The sequence below is a fragment of the Embleya sp. NPDC050493 genome (genome assembly GCF_044458105.1).
Classification (GTDB): domain Bacteria; phylum Actinomycetota; class Actinomycetes; order Streptomycetales; family Streptomycetaceae; genus Embleya.
Genome location: NZ_JBITHP010000017.1, coordinates 98,734 through 120,537, shown reverse-complemented (window position 1 = coordinate 120,537; position 21,804 = coordinate 98,734). Strand labels below are relative to the sequence as shown.

15 protein-coding genes are annotated in these 21,804 nt (G+C 72.3%); 6 read left to right on the top strand and 9 right to left on the bottom strand.

The genetic code is table 11. From position 1 onward, the window contains the following. Positions 1–69: 69 nt before the first annotated feature. Together ACIBM5_RS29000 and ACIBM5_RS28995 are read left to right on the top strand one after the other, a co-directional pair. On the top strand, positions 70–3,984 hold the full coding sequence (locus tag ACIBM5_RS29000) for a hypothetical protein (RefSeq protein WP_396009465.1): 3,915 nt from the start codon (positions 70–72) through the stop codon (positions 3,982–3,984). Positions 3,985–4,088: 104 nt separating this feature from the next. Then, on the top strand, positions 4,089–5,522 hold the full coding sequence (locus ACIBM5_RS28995; RefSeq protein WP_396009464.1) for a S28 family serine protease: 1,434 nt from the start codon (positions 4,089–4,091) through the stop codon (positions 5,520–5,522). Between the two features lie 106 nt (positions 5,523–5,628). On the opposite strand, the gene ACIBM5_RS28990 is transcribed toward ACIBM5_RS28995, so the two are convergent. Further along, positions 5,629–6,798 carry an alkaline phosphatase PhoX gene (locus ACIBM5_RS28990; protein ID WP_391584662.1) on the bottom strand — a complete coding sequence of 390 codons (1,170 nt, stop codon included), beginning with the start codon at positions 6,796–6,798 and terminating at the stop codon, positions 5,629–5,631. A gap of 230 nt (positions 6,799–7,028) precedes the next feature. Then, entirely contained in the window at positions 7,029–7,844 is an 816-nt protein-coding gene (locus ACIBM5_RS28985; protein ID WP_396009463.1) for a class I SAM-dependent methyltransferase, read from the bottom strand. Positions 7,845–8,164: 320 nt separating this feature from the next. On the opposite strand from ACIBM5_RS28985, the gene ACIBM5_RS28980 reads away from it, so the two are divergent. Next, a complete protein-coding gene (locus ACIBM5_RS28980) occupies positions 8,165–9,433 on the top strand; it encodes a hypothetical protein (protein ID WP_396009462.1) in 1,269 nt (422 codons plus the stop codon). Between the two features lie 218 nt (positions 9,434–9,651). Here ACIBM5_RS28980 and ACIBM5_RS28975 read toward each other — a convergent pair whose 3' ends face one another. The 5 genes from ACIBM5_RS28975 to ACIBM5_RS28955 form a co-directional block, all read right to left on the bottom strand. Continuing rightward, on the bottom strand, positions 9,652–11,142 hold the full coding sequence (locus ACIBM5_RS28975) for an MFS transporter (protein ID WP_396009461.1): 1,491 nt from the start codon (positions 11,140–11,142) through the stop codon (positions 9,652–9,654). Positions 11,143–11,412: 270 nt separating this feature from the next. Next, complete coding sequence (gene sigJ / locus ACIBM5_RS28970; RefSeq protein WP_396009460.1) at positions 11,413–12,423, bottom strand: RNA polymerase sigma factor SigJ; 1,011 nt, start codon at positions 12,421–12,423, stop codon at positions 11,413–11,415. A gap of 257 nt (positions 12,424–12,680) precedes the next feature. Further along, complete coding sequence (locus ACIBM5_RS28965) at positions 12,681–14,249, bottom strand: ABC transporter substrate-binding protein (RefSeq protein WP_396009459.1); 1,569 nt, start codon at positions 14,247–14,249, stop codon at positions 12,681–12,683. Positions 14,250–14,788: 539 nt separating this feature from the next. Then, complete coding sequence (locus tag ACIBM5_RS28960) at positions 14,789–15,355, bottom strand: hypothetical protein (RefSeq protein WP_396009458.1); 567 nt, start codon at positions 15,353–15,355, stop codon at positions 14,789–14,791. 124 nt (positions 15,356–15,479) lie between these two features. Next, the gene (locus ACIBM5_RS28955; protein WP_396009457.1) at positions 15,480–16,460 is read right to left on the bottom strand and encodes a LysR family transcriptional regulator; all 981 of its coding nucleotides are present in this window, start codon (positions 16,458–16,460) and stop codon (positions 15,480–15,482) included. An 84-nt stretch (positions 16,461–16,544) separates the two neighbouring features. On the opposite strand from ACIBM5_RS28955, the gene ACIBM5_RS28950 reads away from it, so the two are divergent. Continuing rightward, positions 16,545–17,630 carry an EamA family transporter gene (locus ACIBM5_RS28950; protein ID WP_396009456.1) on the top strand — a complete coding sequence of 362 codons (1,086 nt, stop codon included), beginning with the start codon at positions 16,545–16,547 and terminating at the stop codon, positions 17,628–17,630. A gap of 173 nt (positions 17,631–17,803) precedes the next feature. Then, positions 17,804–18,064, top strand: coding sequence for a WD40 repeat domain-containing protein (locus ACIBM5_RS28945; RefSeq protein WP_396009455.1), 261 nt, complete (start codon positions 17,804–17,806; stop codon positions 18,062–18,064). A gap of 347 nt (positions 18,065–18,411) precedes the next feature. Here ACIBM5_RS28945 and ACIBM5_RS28940 read toward each other — a convergent pair whose 3' ends face one another. Next, on the bottom strand, positions 18,412–19,407 hold the full coding sequence (locus tag ACIBM5_RS28940) for a hypothetical protein (protein WP_396009454.1): 996 nt from the start codon (positions 19,405–19,407) through the stop codon (positions 18,412–18,414). A gap of 223 nt (positions 19,408–19,630) precedes the next feature. Between ACIBM5_RS28940 and ACIBM5_RS28935 the strand changes: the two genes are divergently transcribed. Beyond that, positions 19,631–19,822: a hypothetical protein gene (locus ACIBM5_RS28935; RefSeq protein ID WP_396009453.1), complete on the top strand. Its 192-nt coding sequence runs from the start codon at positions 19,631–19,633 to the stop codon at positions 19,820–19,822. 607 nt (positions 19,823–20,429) lie between these two features. Here ACIBM5_RS28935 and ACIBM5_RS28930 read toward each other — a convergent pair. After that, a complete protein-coding gene (locus ACIBM5_RS28930; RefSeq protein ID WP_396009452.1) occupies positions 20,430–21,779 on the bottom strand; it encodes a hypothetical protein in 1,350 nt (449 codons plus the stop codon). Positions 21,780–21,804 lie beyond the last annotated feature (25 nt).

Sequence of the window (21,804 nt, the reverse complement as noted above, 5' to 3'; positions counted from 1 at the left end):
GACCCCGATCCGCCGTGCCCACCCGATTCGAGCCGCACCCCCGGGTGACCCCGCCAGGAAGGCAGGCCCATGACGACCGCACAGCACATCCAGTGGATCGCCCTGCCGGCCGGTCTGTCCCCCGACGGGACGCAGGCGCGCCTGTCCGTGTTCGTGGCCCCTCGGCTGGAGAGCGACGGGCCCGGCACGCTCGCGGCGTTCCCGGACTTCCTGGACTGGCCGGCGCGGCTGGCCGACGCGGAGTTCGCCCTCCTCCTCGCGGACGCATCCGGCATCCCCGACGGTGAGACTCCGCTCGTACCGCTCACGCGCACCGGACCGCCGCCCGATTCCGCGCTGTGGCAACTGTTCTTCCCCGCCGGCACCCCGGTGGACCGGTTCGAGTTCGACGACCACCGGCAGAACACCATGGTGAGCTACCCGGCTCGCGAACTCGCGGACACCACACGGCAGTCGTTCGCGGACACGGCGGCCGAGTCGCCCGACAGCATGCCTCCGAGTCGGCAGATGAGCACCCTCGCCGGGTTCGCCGCCGCCGCCGACATGCCGAGCACCATGCAGAACATGCGCGAGAACATCGTCACGCAACTCGCCGCCGCCGACCGGCTGGTCGCCGAACAACCGGGCGAACTCGTACGGCCCGACCTGAGCCCCCAGGAGGCGTTCCTCGCCTTCCACGAGCCGCAACCGCAGATTGCCGGCCTGGTCGCGGACGACGGCCCGCACATCGCGCCGCCACCGGAGGTGCCGCACATCGACTTCCACCAGTTGTTGTCCTCGCTCGGCGACCACCCCACGCTGCTGCGACGCCTGGGCCTGGTGCTGGACTTCGTCACGCCGGTCGCGCAACTACCGCCCACGAGCGGCGAACTGACCATCTGTCTCGTACCCGGCTGGGAACCGCTGCTCGGGCCGGACGCATCGCACGACGACGCCGCCGCGACGCGCTACGCGCTGGCCCCGGGCCAGGGCTTCTGCGCCGCCGCGGAGGGCAGCGACGCGTTCGGGCCGCCGGCGCGCGGACTCCTTGCCCTGCCGGAGGACGAATACGCCATCGAGCAGGCCGACATCGACGGCGTCACCCTCAAGCTGCTGGCCGCCGCCGTCGCGGCCGACACCGACGGGAACGCCGAGGCCGCGCCGCCGACGGTGCGTACCAAGGGGCTCTCGCTCGTGCTGGGCGACCGCACCCGGCACCTGCACGACAACTTCGCACGGGCCGCCGAGCGGCAGGACACGCTGGTCGGGGAGACGACCGTGGTCCTCACCGCCGAGGACCTCGTCCGCGGACACCGCCTGGACGTCTTCGACGAGCGTCGGCAGAAGTGGTTCTCGCTGCACGAGCGCGAAGTCACCTACGATCGGGCGGGCAGTCCGGGTGACCACCTGGCCACCGCGTCCGACGAAGGATTCTTCCAGCTCAGCCTGGCCACGCCCACCGCCGCACCGGGCGCCGGGCAGCGCGTTCACGTGCACGAACACCTGGTCACCTGGGACGGGTGGGCGTTGTCCGCACCGCACCCGGGCAAGGCCCTGGCGAACGGGGAGGGCCCCGAGCGCATCCCCAACGCCGCCGCCACGACACTGCCGTTGGAGATCGAAACCCACGTCCGGCCCGGCTCGCTGCCGCGCCTGAGGTTCGGGAGTTCCTACCGGATCCGGATCCGCACCGTGGACCTGGCGGGCAACGGGCCGACCCTGGAGGAGGCCGACGGGCTCCTCGACCAGGACGTCCTGGTGTTGCCGGCCTCGGGCGCACCGGTCTTCCGCAGGTTCGAGGCGATCCCTCCGCCGCTGCTGCTGCCGCGCGTCGAGTTCACCGAAGGGACCTCGGCACACCGGCTGGTGATCCGCAGCACCGCCGAACTCTCCCCGGCGCAGTACGCCGAGACGTTCAACGCTTCTCCCCCGGTCGCCGACGGCACACACCCGCCGTATCACGAGGTCGACGAGCGACACGTGGTCGCGCCCAAGACGTCGCTGGAATGCGTCGAGCGGCACGGCAGGCTCGACGAGGCCATCGGCTCGGGCGACGCCGACGCACACCGGCGGATGTACACGATCGCGTCGCGGGAGAGCGGGTCGCTCGACGACCCGTCGCTTCCCGGCATGGCGTCCGTAACCTATCCGTCGGCGACCCCCGACGGGTCGGAGGGCCATTACGTGCTGTACACGGGCGAGACGGTCGAGCTGCCGTACCTGCCCGACCCGCTCGCCGAGGGGGTGGTCTTCCACGAACTCCCGGGCATGCCGGAGCGTCAGTCGTTCGAGGTGCCGTGGAACGCGGCCGACTGGCATGCGCCGCAATCGCTCCGCCTGTGCATCCGGGAAGGCGACGGAGCGCCCGTCTTCGAGCCGTCGACCCGGGTGCTGACCGTATCGCTGCCGAAGGCGACGGTGGCGACCGTGCGGGTGTGCTCGCGCGTCAAGGTCAACGAGAAGACGATGGGCATGCTCAAGTGGTGCCGGGACGCGCTGGATCCCGAGCAATTCGAGAACGTGATGGCCGCCGCCCGGGCGAACCGGCACTGGATGTTGACCCCGTGGTACGACGTGACGCTCGTTCACGCCGTGCAACGCCCCTTGACCGCACCGCTGTTGACGCTGAACGACGCACCCGACCGGATGCCCGGGGCGACCGGCGAACACCTCGTCGGTTCGCTGGAGTTGAGCGCCGCGAGCACCGAGCGCGTGGACATGATCGCTTCGTGGAGCGAGAACGTGGACGACCTCGCCATGCCGGGCCCGAGCGTCCTCGACGTGACCGCCCCGGTGTTCCGACTGCCGCTCGCCGCCGCCGTCCCGCGCGACCCGGTCGCGAGCGAGGACTCGCCCAGCACCATCGACGGCGACACTTTGACGTTCAACACCTTCGTGGCCGAGGAACTCGCCTTCGCGGTGGAGCCGGGCCGGGCGCCGACGACGCCGGTGCCGGCCAAGTGCGAGTTCGGCGACAGCAAGCACCGCGACGTGACCTTCACCCCCGTGGCGACCACCCGGTTCGCCGACTACTTCCCGCCGGAGTTCGCCCGGGACACCGACCGGGAACTGCTCAGCGTGCACGGCGAACCCGTCGAGCACAGCGTGCTCAGCAGCGCCAAACCCGCCGCACCGCACGTTTTGGGCACCTTCCTCACCCTGGGGATCGAGACCTTCGGGAGCCTGCCGGACGGCCTGGAACGACGGCGCCGCGGCGGGGGCTTCCGGGTCTATCTGTCGCGGCCCTGGTATTCGTCCGGCAACGGCGAGCTGTTGGCCGTGGTGCTGGGTCTGGAGGGGGACGAACAGCCGCTCCAGGCACACCCGTTCATCACCCTGATGGGACGCGACCCGATCCGCGGCGCGGCACCGGTGTTCCTGCCCTCCGCGAGCGACTTCCCCGGCGCACAGACCACACTGGACGTGGCCCTGCCCGAGGTCTTCGACGGATTCGCCGTCACCGCGGCCGGGTTCGAGCCCACCTTCGACGGGCCGTCCGGCCGGTGGTACGTCGACATCGACGTCGACACCGGCGACGCCTACTTCCCGTTCCTGCGGCCGGCGCTCGCCCGCCTGCAACAACGCTCCCTGGAGGGCTTCCAGCTGTCCGGGATCGTCCTCGCCGACACCCTGCGGCTGCTGCCCGAACGCACCCTCACCGTCTCCGGCACCGACCCGCTGAGCGTGCGGCTCACCGGCCCCGCCTACCACGACGACAACAGTCCGCCCACGGTGTCGGCCGGCTTCCAGGTGCGCGACCCGGACGTCCCCGACCCCGTTCTCGGTTGGATCGACCTCGACGAGACCATCACCGAACTCTCCGCCGACGACGACACCAGCCTCTTCCCCACCTACTCCGCGGAAATCCCCCTCCCCACCCCCCGCCCCGACCGACCCCTGCGCCTCCTGGTCAGCGAGATGGCGTCCATGCGCTTCGACTTCGCCACCGACGAGTTCGGCCCGGCCACGGAAAGCCTGGTCTACGCGGACGCCGTGGAACTGTGACCGGACGCGGCGGCGGTGCCGGTGTGCGGCATCCCCCGGCCGGGGGAGACGGTTCCCCCGGTTCGGGGATCCGCCGGGATGGGGGCCCCGGCTTTTCTTGAGACATGACAAACGCGATCAGCAACCAGGACCGAAGCGATATCCCCGGGGCGGCACCGCCCGGCCGGCGCGGTCGCGTCCGGCGGCGCGGCGGACGCAGACTTGCGGTGTTCTCGGTGTTCTCCGTCGTGCTCGGGCTCGTCGCCGGCGGCGCGGCGATCCCTGCCGGGGCACAACCGGCGCCGGCCGGCGCGGTGGCCGAGGCCGACGAGGCCGACATCCGGGCGCGGCTCGAGGCGATACCGGGCATGCGGGTGCTGGCCGAGAAGCCGGTCTCGCCGGGCGTCCGATACTTCGACCTGACCTACCGTCAACCCAACGACCACCTGCACCCCGAGCGGGGATCCTTCGCACAGCGGTTCAGCCTGCGGCACGTGTCCACGCGACGGCCGATGGTCCTGTACACCAGCGGCTACGACCTCGGCGCCGGCCCGGACTTCCGCTCCGAGCCGACGGTCATGCTCGACGGCAATCAGATCTACACCGAGCAGCGCTACTTCGGCACGTCCCGCCCCGATCCCGCCGACCTGAGCAACCTGAACATCCGCCAGGCTGCCGACGACCACCATCGGCTGATCCAAGCGCTGAAGCCGATCTACCGCGGTTCGTGGATATCCACCGGCGGCAGCAAGGGCGGCATGGCCACCGTCTACCACCGGCGGTTCCATCCGAACGACGTCGACGGCAGCGTGGTCTACTCCGCGCCCAACAACACCGACGACCGCGACGACACCGCCTACGACGCATTCCTGGCCCGCGTGGGCACGCCCGAGTGCCGCGCCGCTCTGCAAACGGTGCAGCGCGAAGCGCTCGTGCGACGAGAGGAGATGGTGGCCCGCTACCGGCAGTGGGCCCAGGCGAACGGGCAGACCTTCGACACCCTGGGCGGTGTGGACCAGGCGTTCGAACTCGCCGTGCTCCGCCTGCCGACGATGTTCTGGATGTACGCGGGCGAGTCGAAGTGCGCCGACGCGCCCACGCCGGCCGCGTCCTCGGACGAGTTGTACGCGTGGGTCGACGGGATCTCCCGGCTCGGGGTCTACACGGACGGCAGCGTCGGGTTCTTCCTGCCCTATTTCTACCAACTCGGCACCCAGCTCGGATACATCCAGGTCGCGGCCCCGCACCTGGCGGGCCTGTTGCGTTACCCCGGCATCCAGGAGGTGCGCAGCTATGTGCCGCGGGAGATACCGCTGCGGTTCGAGCCCGGGGCGATGCGCGACATCGACCGCTGGGTACGGTCCCGGGGCAGCGAAATACTCTTCGTCTACGGCGAGAACGACCCGGTCCGGGCCGAGCCGTTCCGGCTCGGTCCGGGCAGCCGCGACGCTCAGGTCCAGGTGGCGCCGGACGCGGGCCACGGCGCGAGAATAGCCGGCCTCGCCCCCGAGGACGCCGCCCGTGCGAGCGCGGCCCTGCACCGGTGGGCCAGGGCCTGAGCCGGAGACACCGGAGGCCGGGGCCGTTCGAGACGGCCGGCGGCGGACGGGGCGTGCCACGATCCCGTGGGCACGCCCCGCTCCGGCGCCGGGCCGCGCCGCCGCGTCAGGTCGCGTCGCGGAAGGGGCCTGTCACCTCGAAGGTCACTCCGGCCGTGGGGGAGTTGGAGGTGCCACGCTGGGAGGAGAAGTACAGGCGCCGCCCGTCGGGGGAGAAGGCCGGACCGGTGATCTCGGAGCCGTCGTGGCCGGTCACCTGGAGGAACGGCGCGACCGTGTCGTTCGGCGTGATCAGGCAGATCTGCATGTCGCCGCCGTCCTCGGCGACGAACAGGTCGCCGTTGGGGCGACCGGTGATGTTGTCCACGCCGGTCAGCGGTGCGGACCCGGCAGGCACGAGGTCGTCGTCGTACGCGATGTCCAGGGCACCCGCCGCCGCGTCGTACACCCACACGCGGTTGTCGCCCTTGGTGGTGAACCACACTCGCCCGTCCCGATAGTGCGCGCCCTCGCCACCCTTGAAGCGGCGCGCCTCCGCGACCTGGTTGCGCGTGCCGGTGAGCCAGTCACCGGGACGGGGCACCGTTCGCCAGGTCACCGGCCCGGTCACCGGCGCCGCCGGGGCGCACAGTACGTCGAGGCGTCCGCGCGAGAGGTCGCCCCACGTGTCGGGCGTGAATCGGTAGAAGCAGCCGTCGGATTCGTCCTCGGTCAGGTAGATCACCCGCCGGTCGGGGTCGGCCGCGGCGGCCTCGTGCTTGAACCGCCCCATGGCATCGCGCTTGACGGCGCCGGTGCGCCCGTACGGATCGGTCTCCCACACCCGCCCGAACGCAATCTCCTCGCACGAGAGCCACGTGCCCCACGGCGTGGCCCCACCCGCGCAGTTCAGGTTCGAGCCGCCGAGGATGGAATAGGCGCCGCCGATGCTCCCGTCCGCGGCGAAGCGCACTGCAGAGACCCCGCCCACCAGCGGGAGTTCGGAGTTGGAGACGTAGATCCACCCGTCTCCGTCGCGGAAGCAGGCGCCACCGTCCGGGGCCCCGTGCCACAGGTGTGTGGTCCCCGTGACGAAGTGTCCGCTTTTCGCCACCACGCGCGAGGTGAACCCGGCGGGCAACCGCACCCCGTTGACGTCCGGCGCCGACAACACGCCGTAGGGCCCTGTCCCCGGTTGCGCGGGCCCCGCCTGCGCAGCGGACGCCCACAGTGAGCCGCCGAGCACCAGTCCACCCGTGCCGACGGCGGTACCTCGCAGGAATGTACGCCGATCCATGTCGTACTCCCTTCTCGACGACGGCCGGAACCGCCGCACGCGACCCCCGTGTTACCAATCGGTACGTTAGGACCGAACCGCCGTCGGAGGAATGTCCGCACGAGTGAAATCCCGATGACGATCGGGCATGCAACCCGTTCGGGGCCGCGGAACGCATCCCGGGCAACCACGTCGGAGCCCGGTCGGGGCGGAATGGGGCCGCCCCGGCACGAGCGGACGATCGTGGTCGATCAGACCGGCTTGCGGCAGAGGATCTCGCCGTGCGGGACGGAGAACCACGCGTCCTCCTGCCGCCCCCACTCCCGCCATGCCTGCGACACCGCGCGCAGCTGCTCGATCGTCGCGTGGCCGCCCTCGGTGGCGCGTTCGGCGTACGACGAGGCGAGTGTGCGGTCCGCCCACAGGCCGCTCCACCAGGCGCGTTCCTCCGCATCGGCATAGCACCAGGCGCTCGACGAGCACGTGACGTCGGAGTAACCGGCGCGCAGGGCCCAGGACTTGAGCCGCCGCCCGGCGTCCGGCGCGCCGCCGTTGGCCCGGGCCACCCGCAGATACAGGTCCAGCCAGTCGTCCATGCCGGGCGTCGCCGGGAACCAGGCCATCGTCGGGTAGTCCGCATCGCGGGCGGCGATGATCCCGCCCGGCTTGGTGACCCGGTACATCTCACGCAGCGCCTGCACCGGGTCGCCCACGTGCTGGAGTACCTGGTGCGCGTGGACGACGCAGAAGGTGTCGTCCGGGTAGTCCAGCGCGTGCACGTCCGCGGTCGCGAAGTCGAGGTTTTCCAGGCCCCGTTCGGCGGCCGTCGCGCGCGCCTGCTCCAAGACGTCCGGTGCGTGGTCGACGCCGGTGACGTGGCCGTCGGGGACCAGCGCCGCCAGGTCGGCGGTGATGGTGCCCGGACCGCAGCCGATGTCCAGGATCTTCATGTGCGGCTTGAGCGAGTCGAGGAGATAGGCCGCCGAGTTGGCCGCGGTCCGCCAGGTGTGCGAACGCAGCACGGACTCGTGGTGCCCATGCGTATACACGGCGGTTTCCTTCGACATGACGTCCCCTTCGCGTCTTCCGGTAGGCCGGATCGGCGGCATCACACCGCGAACCGATACCGATACCGTACGCCCGCATGTCGAATGATGAGATATGCATCTCACAATATGAACACGATCGAGGCGAGATAGGGGCTCGCGGGGTTGCACCGCGACGACGGCGCGGCCCGCCGCATCCGTACGCCGACCAACGACGCCCCGATCCGCGCGCAACCAGCGCAGCCCGCGCGCCTTCCTCGCCTGATGTGTGAAACCGGACCGTCGACCCGTCGCGTCACATGGAATGACGGGGCGTGCGCCCCGGGTCCGGAGACTTCCTCATGACCATGAACTCCCTTGACTCGCAGGGCCGTCGCCCTGCCGCCGGCCACAGCACCCCGTCCTCACCGCGCACCGGTATGCGCATCCGCGCTCGTCTGCTGCTCGCCGTGACCGCCTCCGCGCTCGTGCTCGGCGCGGCGTTGCCCGTCTCCCCCGCCGCGGCGGCAGGCGCACCCGGCGATTGGACCGCCGCGCAACTCCCGGCAGACGGCGTCGGTGTGAGCCTGACCGGCATCACCAAGCCCGATGCGCACACCACGTGGGCCGCGGGCTTCCGCATCACGGACGGCGGCCCGTTCACCCCCGTGTTGTACGCACGCGACGACCGGCGCGGCGGCACCTGGGCCGAACTCCCCACCGCGCCCGAGGCCACCGGGCGCGTCAACGCCGTCGCCTCCACCTCGCCGCGCGACGCGTGGATGGTCGGCGACGCCTCCGAGAACACCGGAGACCCGATCACGACCCAGCACTGGAACGGGCGTTCGTGGACGGTCCGGTATGCGCCGATGCCGCCGAACTCGCAGGGCGGCGGGCTGCTGAGCGTCGCCGAGCGCACTCCGAACGACGTGTGGGCGGCCGGGTGGGTGCAGTTGATCGACAAGATCACGCCCGACCCGGACGGCGGCCCGCCGCAATACGAAACGCACGACGAAGGCATCGTGCAGCACTGGAACGGCCGCGCCTGGACCCGCGTCGCCCTTCCGCAGCCGACGGCCTCCTGGGCGCTCAACTCCATCTCCGTGAGCGGACCGAACGACATCTGGGCGGTCGGCAACGGCTTCGGCGACAACGACAAGCCGCTCGCGCTGCACTATGACGGACATGCGTGGCGCGTCGTTCCGGTGCCGGAATTCGGCGGGGTGTGGGGCGAGTTCAACGCGGTCGTGGCATACGGCCCGAGCGACGTGTGGGCGGTCGGACGCCGACTCCTGGACGACGAGGACTCCGGGCACGCGCTCGTGATGCACTGGAACGGCCGCTCCTGGACCCCGAGCACGCCGCCGCCGGACGCCGGTCCGATGTACGGCGCGACCCGCGCACCCGCCGGCATCGTGGCGGTGGGCGCGACCGTCGACCGCGAGAACGGGTACGGCCTGCGGATCACCGCCTCCCGGGCGGCTTCGCTCGACATCCCGGCGCCGTCCGCCGACGGCAGGTCGTACCTGCCCTGGTCGGTACACGTCGACCGGGGCACGGTAACGGCCGTCGGCATCTCCACCGGTCCCGCCCGACCCCTCGCGGGCCTGGTCCTGACCGGCCGCCCGTAGCCCCGACGAGCACCCACAGGCCGCGTCGGGAGCGCCCGCGTCACGCCCCCGGCGCGGCCTGCCCGCGCACAACGAACAGGGGCGACACCGTCGGCGGCAGCCACACGCCGGCACGGTCGCCCCGCACGGCGATCGCGCGGCGGGGGACGTCGCCGCTCGGGCGTCCTCCCCCGCCGCCCCTCCGGGCCGCGTCGCCTCGTGTACGCGCCGGCGCCGGGTCAGGTCTCCTCGCCGCGGGTGTCGGCGACGAACAGGGCCACCACCGCCGCGCCGGCGAGCAGGAACGCGCCGACCAGGAGCGCCTTTTGGAAGCCCTCGGTGTAGGCATGGGCCGCCGCGTGGCCGGCGCCCAGGCGATGGCTCGTCTCCGAGGTCGCGACGGCGGAGAGGACCGCGAGGCCGAACGCGCCGCCGAGTTGTTGCGCCGTGTTCATCAGGGCCGCCGCCAGGCCCGCCTGCTCGGCCGGCACGCCCGCGTTGGCGGCGGTGGCGACGCCGACGAAGACGAACCCGAGCCCGAACGACATCACGACCAGGCCGGGCAGCAGGTCGGTGAGATAGGAGCCGTCCACCGGAATGCGGGAGAGCATCCCGATCCCGGCGGACGCGATGAGCGCGCCGACCACGATCAGCGGCCGGGTACCGACCCGGCCGAGCAGTGGCTGGGCCAGTCCGGCGGCGATGCCCACGCCCACGGTGACCGGCAGGAACGCGGAACCGGCGCGGATCTCGGAATAGCCCAGGACGTCCTGCATGTACAGGGTGAGGAAGAAGAACATCGCGATGAAGCCGGACATCGCCACCAGTTGCGTCACGTTCGCCGCGGCGAGGCCCTTGACGCGGAAGATGCTCAACGGCATCAGCGGGTTGCGACCGACCGCCTCGTTGATCACGAAGGCGAGCAACAGGACCCCCGCGACCGCCAGTTCGACGACGGTGCGGGTGGATCCCCAGCCCTGGTCGGGTGCCTTCACCAGGGCGTAGACCAGCAGGACCAGTCCGCCGGTGGCCAGCACCGTGCCGAGGAAGTCGAAGCCGCGCGTCGAGGCCCGGTGCCGGTCGTCGGGGAGCAGTCGGGGGATGGCCGGGAGAACGAGTGCGCAGACCGGCAGGTTGACGAACATGACCCAGCGCCAGCCGGGACCTTCGGTGAGCACGCCGCCCAGGAACACGCCGACGGCGGAGGCCAGTGCCCCGGTGCCGGCCCAGGCGCCGAGTGCCTTGTTGCGGTCGTTGCCGGTGCCGAACGAGGTGGTCAGGATCGACAGGGCCGCGGGCAACATCATCGACGCGCCCACACCCTGGGCGAGCCGGGCGCCGATCAACACCACGGAGCTTTGGGCCAGTCCGCCGACCAGGGAGGCGGCGGCGAAGACGACGGTGCCGGCGAGCAGGACCCGACGACGCCCGATCAGGTCGGCGGCGCGCCCGCCGAGCAGCATCAGGCCGCCGTAGGTCAGCAGGTAGCCGGATGGCACCCATTGCAGGCCCTGGTTGGTGAGGCCGAGGTCGCGCTGGATGCTGGGCAGCGCGATGTTGACGATGGAGGCGTCGACGAAGTCGAGGAAGGCCACCGCGCACAGCAGGACGAGGGTGAGCTTGCCGCGCGTGGTGGTCAGGAACGAGGCCTCGGCGACGTCGGATCGCGTCGCCGCGGCGGAACTCGCCGGATCCGTCGAGTCGGTCGAGGGGAAGGTGCCGGTGGACATGGGTTGCTCCAAGAGGGATGCGATCGGCATCGGGGCGTGCGGGCATGGGGCGGCGCCGGGGGCGCGGCCCGAGGAAGTCGGGTGGTGTCGGGTGTGGTCGTCCGGCATGGGGGCCACTCGTGCCGTCTCGGCGACGGCCCCGGGGGCCGGGGTGGTGAAGCGTCCTCCGTTCATCGCGCCCGGGCCGGCACGTACGGCTCCCGCGCGGCGCCCGACGCATCGGCCTCCTCACCTCCGAGGCCGTCGCGCCGCGTGCCGGGGTTCGGCGGCTCAGCCGTCGGTGTGGTGCGGGCGTCTCCGGTCGTCGTCACCGGTCGGCGCCGCGTGCGGGATCCGGGTGAAGTCGGGATAGTCGATCGCATCGCCGTCGTCGACCACGTCGAGCGTGACGCCCTGGAGCTTCTCCGGGTTGGCGATCACGTCGATCCGCACGATCCGGCCGCCCGCCACGGTGAAGCCCGCGATGCCACTGGGGCGGTTGGGGTCGCCCACCAGGCGCCCCGGGCCGCCGTTGACCACGACCGGGCGGGAATAGGGCAGGAAGAACGGGGCCGACTCGAGCATGTGCCGCGCGACCTGCTCGGCGCCGGCCAGGGCGGACGAGGCGGCGTGCCGGTTCGCACCCAGGTCGATCCGGAAGGAGACGTCCGGATCGAGGGTGACCATGAGCGCGTCGAAGTCACCCTCCTGCGCCGCGGCCAGGAACGCGTCGACGACGCGGCGCTGCTGCCTGAGGTCGCCCTCCGGCTGCGGCGCGGACTGCACCCGCCGGCGCGCCCGGCTGGCCAACTGTCGGGCCGCCGCCGGGCTGCGGTCCACGATGGGGCCGACCTCGTCGAACGGCATGCCGAACACGTCGTGCAGTACGAAGGCGAGCCGCTCGGCCGGGTTGAGGGTCTCCAGCACGATCAGCAGCGCGAGGCCGATGGCCTCGGCCTCGATGCTCTTGTGTTCGGGGTCGTGCGCGTTCGCGTCGGCCGAACGCACGATCGGCTCCGGCAACCACGTGCCGGGATAGTCCTCGCGGCGCAGCCGTCGGGCGCGCAGCATGTCGAGGCAGATCCGCCCGACGATCGTGGTCAGCCAGGCCCGCAGGTCGCGGATGTCCTCGTACTCGTTGCGCGACACCCGCAGCCAGGTTTCCTGGACCGCGTCCTCGGCGTCGCTGCGCGAACCGAGGATGCCGTACGCGACGGACCGCAGGTGCGGGCGCAGCACCTCGAACTGATCGGCCGGCCACTTCGCCCGCCGCGTGGGCGCCGGCCCGGGTTCGTTGTTCATGCGATGTAGACGAACGTCGACCCGAAAGTGTGACGTGCAGGCGGGGACCGCGCCTCTTCCCCCGGTCTCCGTCGCATCCCCCGGCAGACGGCCGACGCCCCCTCCGAAGCCGGGTCGAACGGCTTCGGGAGGGGGCGTCGTCACGGGTGCGCGGCCGGGTTCACCCGCGCCCGGGTGGCCGATGGCGTCGGTCGCGCGTCACCTGTCGGTCACGCGCGGCGCCACTCGCAGCGCCACTCGCGGCATCGTGTGCGGCGTCACTTGCGGTTCAGCCGCAGGGACATCGGGTCGATGCCGATGCCGTCGATCGCGAACGTGGTGTCGTGCCTGGCGAAATGGGGCGACAGCATGTCCACGAACGTCACCACGTCGACTCGCTTGATCAACTCGGCTTCGGCGGCGGTCCATTCGTCACAACCGGCGAGGTCGGGCTTGGCCATGGCGAGACCCGTCAGACGCTTGTACTCGGGATTGTCGATGGAGCCGAAGTTGAGCCCGTCGGGTCCCGCGGGCCCGCTGAAGAACGGGATGAGCTGGTCGGGTTGAGTGAGCGTGAGCGGGGTCCACGAGATGTCCCACTGCCCGGAGGCCAGCACCTCGCCGGTCGTCCCGTTCGTGAGCGGCTTGCGGGTGACCTTCACGCCGAACGACTTCCACTGTTGAACCGCCAGTTCGACGGCCGACAGGAGTTGGGAACCTGCCGTGGTGGGGTGCGGCAGCACGATCGACAGTTGCCTGCCGTCCTTGGTCCAGTATCCGCCCGACTTCTTCCAGCCGGCGCCCCGCAGCGCCTCCGCGGCGCGAGCGGGGTCGTGCGGCGGGGTGTTCCCGCTGACGGCGTCGGCCTGACAGGGCGGCAGCATGGTGGTGGCGACCCTGGCCGGCGCCGCTCCCTTGCCCCCGCTGGCCACCGCTCCCAGCTGCTTGAGATCGAGCGCGGCGATCAGCGCCCAGCGCACCTGCGGATCGGCGGTGACGTGCTCGGGGCCCTCGTTGATCAGGAGCATGCCGAGCGGATCGCGCTGGATCTGGGCCTTCAGTCCGGCCGCCGACAACCGAATGCGGTCCGCGCCGGTCACGGAGGCGATGTCGAGCTGTTTGCCCAGGAGCAGGTTGGCCCTGGTGGACTCGTTGGAGACGACCTTGAAGACCACCCGCTCGGGCAGTTCGGCGGAGCCGGTGCCGTTCGGGCCCCAGAGGTAGTCGGGTCGTTTCGTGTAGGTGAAGTGGTCGCCCGTCGCCACCTCGGTGAGTCGGTAGGGCCCGGTTCCGTCGGTGGCGTGGGTGAGCGAATCGGGTGCCGCAAGCCCCGAAGGGCACACCAGCGGCAGTTGCGTGGTGCCTCGCAGCAGGAACGGCGTCGGCTCGGGGGTGCGCAGCGTCAGGGTGTTGGTGGCGTCGTCGGCGGTGGCGACGGTTCCGGGTGCCACGGCCAGGCCGTACAGCGGCGAGGTGTTCTTCGGATCGACGATGTAGTTGTACTGGGCCGCGATGGCGGACGCGGTGAGCGGTTTGCCGTCCGCGCACGTCACGTCGCGCCTGAGGGTGAAGGTCGCCGAGAGGGTGTCGGACGTCCATTTCTCGGCCACACTCGGCACGATCCGTCCGTCCGGCCCGACGCCCACCAGGGTGTCGTACGAGAACCGGGTCATCTCGGACGTGATCTTGGACAGCGAGGTGAGCGGGGACACGTTGCCGGGGTCATCGGTGATACCGATGGTCAACGTGTCGCTCCCGCCCGCGCCGGCGCCGTCGGTGGCACCGCATCCGGTGGCGAGCAGACCCAGGGCAACCGCCGTCGCGGCACCGCGCGCCACGCCTTTCATCGCACACCGCCGGCGGAAACGGCGGAGCGCATCGACCGCTCGCCCCTCGATGCGGCGACGAGCAGCCTACGGGCGGCCCGGCCCACGGTCCGGACAGCGGACCCGACCGCATCGGATCGTCCCATGCTGGATACCTCCTCGGAGAACGGCGCAGGTGCCGCAGAGGACGCTCACGGTAGGCAGCGCCCGGACACCTCGTATCGTCCACCCGAACGAAGAACGACCGTCGATTCCGTCCGTATCACCAACGGCAAGCCCGATCATGTCCGACACTCTGCTCGACATCCGCATCGCCGCACGTTCATATCGCCGACCAACCACTTGGTAGTCGGATGCGACGAGCCCGACCCCGACGGCAACCGATCGACGTGGCCCTCCTGCTGCATGCCGCCGAGCTCCCGCCCCGGTAATCCGCGGGTTCGATGCGACCTCCGCCGGAACCCGCCGGCATCGGCACAGGCCGCACCGACGCGAACCGGCGCCGCGCGCTCGATCCCGGTGGTGGGACGGCGCGCGTCGCCGACCGTGCCGGCCGGGGGTCAGGACATGTGGGCGAGGAGTCCGAGATCGGGAGCCAACGCTCCGGGCTGGGCCAGGGATCGGAAGTCGGCTTCGACGGCTCCCGGGTCGAGGGCACCGGCGCGGACCGCGTGGTACCTGACGAGGGACCACAGGAACACGTCGATGTTGTCGAATCGGGTTCCCGCTTCGATGACCTGCTCTTCGTGGAGCCACACCGCGACCCGACCGCTGGTGAGCACGACGTAGTAGTTGCCCCCACCGTCGGCGCCGACCGACCACACGTCGTCGCCGGCGAGCTCCGTCTCGTAGTCGGAGTCCAGGACCGCGCAGTCGTTGGCGTCGAAGTCGAATCCGTACGACCAGTCGTGGATGTCGAGGAACTGCGCCATGGTTCCCGAGCGCACCCTGCGGTCGAACCCGGCCAACGCCGTGGCGGCGTCCGCCGGAAGCTTGGCCAGGAACGGCTCGACCGGACGAACCGAAGCGGGTATCTCGACCCGCGGTCGACCCGGCAGCCAACGCGCCAGGTCGCCGTCCAGGTCACGCTCCACGTACCCGGCCAATTGATCGATGGTAAGCGACATGCGGGGAGCGTAATCGCCCCTACCACCGAACCGCCGGATGACCGCGCGGAATTGCCGATACCCGATGAGCGTCGAACGCGGCAGGCCGGGGGTGGCACTCGGGTGGCCGTGGGCCGTGTCGGGTTCAGGGCCCGTCGTCGGATCCGTGCGGCGGCCGGGGGTCGGGCTCCTCGGGCCGGTTCGCGTCCCCGGCGTCCGCGGCGCGACCCAGGAGCAGGTCGGTCACCAGCGCGAGCGGGGGCCAGTTCAGTCGGCCGGGGCGGGCCACCGCGTACGCGCGCAGATCGACGTGCGGAAGGGTGAGCGGGAGCAGCCGCACCCCGGGGGACGTCGCGATGCCCCGGGGCAGCAGGCCCACGCCGAGACCGGCGGTGATCATGCCCTGGACCAGGTCGAGGCTGTCGGCCTGGTGGGTGACGTGCGGGGTGAACCCGGCGAGCGAGGCGAGCGTACGGACCACGGTCTCGTCCGCGGTGTTCCGGGAGTTGACGATCCAGTCGTGGCCGGCGAACCGGGCGAAGACCTCCGCCGTCGTACCCCCGCCGTCGGCGGCGTCGGCCGCCTCGTCGGCGACGGCGTGCGCCGGCACGCCCAGGTCCCATCGCGCGGTCCACAGCGGTATGGCCCGCACGGTCGGGTCCTCGGCCGCCGGCGCCAGGTTGTAGTCGTAGGTCAGTGCCAGGTCCGTGCCGTCCTCGGCCAAGAGGGCCAAGGCCTCGGCGGGTTCGTGCTCGCGGATCAGCACCCGGATCCGCGGATGGGCGACGGCGAGGTCGGTGACCACGGGCAGCAGGTGGCCGCGGATGGCGGTGGCGAATCCGGCGACGCGCACGGTGCCGCTGGGCTCCGCGCCGGGAGCGAGGTCGTGTTGCGCCTGCTCGACGGCGGCGAGGATGGTCACGGCGTGTTCGGCCAGTCGGCGCCCGGCCGGGGTGAGCCGGACCCGCCGCCCGTGCGGCTCGATCAGGTCGGCTCCCATGTCGCGGGCCAGCGCCGCGATCTGCTGGGAGACCGTCGAGGTGCTGGTGCCCGACACGTCCGCGACCGCGTGCATGGAGCCCAGTCGGGCCAGTTCCACCAGCACCTGTAGCCGTCGGGTCTCCATTCCCCGATTGTCCACGATTCGCGAACGATGTGTTCCGAATCGGCACGTGGACACGAACAATGCGAAGCACCTCTACTTGGGGTCATGAACACGTCGCCCGATCACACCCGCCTCGCGGTCGCGCGCCCGCAGCCGCCGGACGCCGCGACGGGCGCCCTGATGGCCGTCGCCGCGATGTCCACCGTCCAGCTCGGGCTGGCGCTGTCGGTACCGCTGATCGACCGGCTCGGCGCGCTGGGCACGGCCGGGCTGCGACTCGCGTGGGCGGGCCTGGTCCTGCTGGTTCTCGTCCGACCGCGCCGCCGCGACTTCACCGGCCGGGACCTGTGGGCGTGCACGATGCTGGGCGCGGTGAGCGGGGGCCTGATGCTGTTCTTCATGCTCGCCGTGGCGCGCCTGCCGCTGGGCACCGCCAGTGCACTGGAATTCCTCGGCCCGCTGGCGGTGTCCCTGTACGGCGCCGGCCGTGGTCGCAGGCGCTGGACCGCCCTGGCCGGCATCGGCGTCGTGCTGCTGACCGAGCCGTGGCATGCCGGGATCGATCCCCTCGGTCTCGGCTTCGCACTGGCCGCCGCGGCCTGCTGGGCGGCGTACATCCTGCTGACCCAACACGTCGGCGACCGGGTCACCGGCCTGAACGGGCTGGCCGTGTCCATGCCGGTGGCGGGCCTGGTCGCGATGCTCGTCGCCGCCCCCGCCGGGCTGGGCGAGGTGACCTGGCCGCTGTTGCTCATCATGCTGGGGCTGGCCGTGCTGAGCGCCGTACTGCCGTTCAGCCTCGAATTCCTCGCGCTGCGCCGGCTGAGCACCTCCGCCTTCGGGACCCTGATGAGCCTGGAGCCGGCCATCGCACTGCTGATGGGCCTGGTGGTGCTCGACCAGATCCCCGGTCCGATGCCCGCGGCCGGTGTCGTCCTCGTCGTGCTCGCCGGCATCGCCGTCACCCGCGCCGACGCCCGCACGACCCCGGCCCGCGAGCACGGGAACCTCGCCCCCACCCCGCTTCCCGGACCCACCGTGCACGAGGTACGCGCGGAGGTCTCCGGACACACCACGCCCGACCACGGGAACGTCCCTGCCCCCCGCGTCGCCCGTAGCTCGGCGACGCCGGCGGGTCCGGGTCCGGGGGTCACCCACCCCGGAGAGCACTGCGCCGACAGCCTCGGCTGATCGACCGCCGCGGACGACCTCCCCGCTGCACCGGACGGCGACACGGCGGAGGGCGACGGGACGGACGGCGATACCGTCACGGGCCCGTCCCCGCAGCCTCGTCCGGTGCGCGGATCCGGGCGCGGTGGGGGTCGTCCGACATCGCCCGGCCCGGCTTCCGGGTGTTTCCCGAGGTGTTTCCCGGCTCCACCACAGCGGTCGACAGCCACACCCTCGACATCCCGAGCAGCTTCCCCCAGCTTCGCCGCCGGCGCCCGATCGGCACGCTCGCCGGGCACGACGGCTCGGTGTGGGCGGTCGCCTTCCCCCGCCGGACGCGGACCCTGGTCAGCGCGGGCAGCGACGGCACGATCAGAATCTGGGACACCGACGTCGACAACAGCGCCGGCCGTATCCGCCGGGCGCTCGGCACTCCCGCGGATCACACACCATGACGAACTGCCTTGCGTTCCTTGCCGATCGCGGGCGGGGCTCGTCCGGCGACCGCGATCAGGGGCGGTCGGCGCCGGCCGCCGCCCCGGCCGCGACCGCGCGCGATCCGAATCGCGGATCGGGAGCAACCACCCCTGCGCGCACCGATGTTCGCCGCACCATGCGCCCCGGGTGATGCGCCACACTTCGGCCCGGGCCCGCCCTCCGTAACCGAACGGCGGGGCCCACCCGCGCTTCGCCCACGCCACCGAATCGGGCGAACCCGCGTACTTCGCACGGCTGTTGGCTCCGGCGGCCGTGGACCCGTACCCGGGGTCGGCCCCGGTGTTGCCCGTTGCCTGCGGCCGATTCAGCGGCGCGGACGGCCGCGCGTCGCCTCGGCGTGTGCCCGTTCGAAGAAGCTTCGGCCGCCCGGGTAGGTCCAGGGCAGGTGAAAGCCCTGGTGGTCGGTCGCCTCGAACCGCAGCGCGAGTTCGGACCAGCGCTGGGACCTGGCCAACGCGTAGCCCAGCGCGCTGTGGTCGGACAGGGCGCTGGGGTGGCGCGGCGAGGCGACCACGGGGTAGCGGTCGAGGGCGGTGTCGAGGTCCGTCTGTCGGGCGGCGGCCCGCCAGAAGTCGGTGTCGTCCGCGTTCCCGTCCCGGTTCATCCGCTGCGCGTACTCGATGTGCGCCTCGACGAGCAGGATCACCAGGGGCGAGCCGTCCGGCGCGTCGGCCGCGGCCTTGCGCGCGAACTCGTACATGTCGGTGTGCGATCCGCGCCATTTCTCGCACAGGTACTGCAACGCCGCGTCGTGACCGGCGCGATGCCGCGGATCGCGCTCGCACAGCGCCTGCCACCGGGCGTCGAACACGGCGCGCGAGACGCCGAGTCCGCGACACACGCGCAACCACGAGACCCACGGGGTGGGATCGTCCGACGCGGCCTCGGTCGCGAGCAGGCACGCGCGGTCGGCCTCGACCAACAGCTCGTGGAAGTCGGCGAATCGGCGTCCGCTGGTGAGGCTCGCCGGTTTGGCGCCGCGCGCGTTCCAGGCCGCACGCACCGCCGCCGCGGCCGCCACCACCAGCGGATCCGGCGACTCGGGCCGCTCGGTGCGCCATGTCCACAACCACTCCGGGTGCAGCGCCGCGACCTCGCCCAGCGCGGTCACGGCGACCACCCGACGTGCCCAATCCCGTCCCACCCGATTCAACAGCGCAGCAGCCGGCGCGAAGTCGCCGTCGCGCGCGAGACCTTGCGCGACGGCGCGGATCTCGTCGTCGTCCAGCGCGGCGTCCCACACCAACACGGGTGCCGGCGTGGCCGAACGCACCGACGTGAATCGTCCCCAGAGTGACATGGGCATGGATCCTATGCGCCTGCCTGACCCACCGTCAGGGGGAAAAGCGGAAGCCCCGGAGCACACCCGCCGCCCGCCGCCAGAACAGCCGCGTGCCACCGGGACTCGGCCGTGGCGCCCTTCCCTGCCCCCCGCTCCCCGCTCCCCGCTCCACCGCTCCGCCCGATTCCACCGATGCGCCCGACTCCTGCGGTCGACGTTCACGGCCGAGCAGCCGGACGGGGTGCCACCGGCCGCGACCCGGTACGAGAGGCACGACCTGTCCTCCACCGACGGGCACTCGTCCGTACCCGAGGTCACGCCCGCGATCGATCCGCCGTGGCAGGTGCGTACCGACTTCGACCCTCCCCACGCGATCGCCGCACGCCTCGGCGAGCCGGCGCGCAAGCATCCGGCAGCCGGCGCGATCCGGTGACCACCGTGCTCGGGCACGACACTCGGGCGAGATCGACCAGCCGGGCGGGTTCGCCCTGGACCGGCGGGATCGCCCGGGGTCGGCGACCGGGCAGTGCCCACCGGCGCGGGGGCGGGCCATGCCGGAGCGACCATGCCGAATCCGACCGCGGTCGAAGGCGACCACCCGGCGGTGGCAGCCGGGACGGGCACGCCCGATGGCAGTCGGGATGGGCGCGCCCGGGCCCTCGCCGACATGCCGGGTCTGCCCGCCACGGGCATCACCTTCGACGTCGCGCGTGAGGTCGGGGGGCCGGGTCGTCGTGCTCGCGGTGCCGCCGGCCGCGCCTCTCCCGTTCACCCGCCTCGGGCACGCCTTCGGCGACCGGCCGGGCCGGCCTCTTCGGGCTTCCCGACCACGGCCGCTCCCGACGTGGTGCGCGACGTCCGGGACGGGGCGGCCGGCGCCGAGGCCGACGTCGAACGCATCAAGGGTCGGCCGGGCCGGCTTCGACCGGCCGACCCTCCGCCCCGATGTCGTCCCCCGCAGCTCGACAACCGCCCGCCGGGGGCGACCCGGCCCGACGCTGCCGAGGGTGCGTCAATCCGTGGCACGGCAGGCTACGGGCTCAGAACGAGCCGCCGCCGTCACCGCCCCAGCCACCACCGCCGTCGCCGCCCCACCCGCCGAAGCCGCCGCCGCCGTCACCGCCGCCGAAGCCACCGAAGCCGCCGTCACCCATCCCGTCCGCGCCCGCGGCGTAGCCCATGTTCATGGACGCGCCGAGCGTGGTCCCGATCAGCAGGCCGGGCAGCAGCATGCCGCCGTACCAACCGGCCGCCCACGGCCCGTAGGCGGGGCCGGCCTCCCAATAGGGCCGGCGCCCACCGGGGGCGTCCACCTCGCGGATCGCCGGGTCGAGGCCGTCGTCCAGGCGCGCGGCGTCGGCCGCGCAGACCGGTACGTCCCGCTCGGCGCCGTCCGCCGGCGCCCAGCGCATGTCCCGCACGGACGGGCCGTGCCGCGGATCGAAGAAGCACGGCGGTCGGCGTTGCGGGAGCGGCGTACCCCGACGCCGGGCCTCCAGGGTCGCGAGGGCGAATCGCCCGTCGTCCAGTGCCTCGCTGACCGCACGCACGTCCGCGGGTTCGCGGGCCGCCGCCATGGCCGACTTCGCCCGCTCGTAGGCGTCGAGGGCGTTCGTCCATTCCGCGCGCATGCCGTCGTCGGAGTCGGCCGCACCCGGGTCGAAGGCGGCCCGTTCGAGCGTCTCGCCGTATGCGGTGATGTCCTCGTCCACCACGGGCCGCACCTGCTCCAGTTCCTCCCGGGCCCGGGCCACCCGGCGGGTACGGCTGCGCCTGCGCACCAGCAGGAGGCCGCCGACCCCGGCGGCGATCACGACCGCGACCACGGTGAGGCCGACCCAGGACGAGCCGCCGCGGTCGCCCGCGGGTGCCGGTCCCTGCCGCGCGTCGGCCACGGCCCCGTCCACGAAGGCGGTGAGCAGACCCGGCCCGTCGCCCTGGTGCGCGGCGAGCACGTCACTCTTGAGCGTGGCGAGCCGCGCCCGGGACATCACCGACGCATCGGCCGCGGCATCGAAGGTACGGCCCACCGCGACCGCGTACACCCCCGGTCGGCCCACCTGCTCGCGCAGGCCGGACAGTACCGCCGCCGGCGAACCGGCCGTCGCGAGCGGCGAGTCGGCCGGTACGGCGACCACGAAGACCGGCTTGCCGGACGACCGGATCCTGGCCCGCAACGCATCGGCGGTATCACCGGGCAGCACGTCCGCGGCTGCCGGAACGGTGTACACCGGATCGTCCCGCAGCGAGGCCGCGATCGTCCCGATGCCGCCGCCGGAGGCCGAGTGCGCGGGCGCCGACGCGAAGGCCAGGATCGCCAACACCAGCGTCAACCCGAGTACGGCCGCCCTCGACGGCAAAGACTCGTAACGAAATGCACCTTTCGTCATGTATTCAGGCTACTGCCGCTCCGCA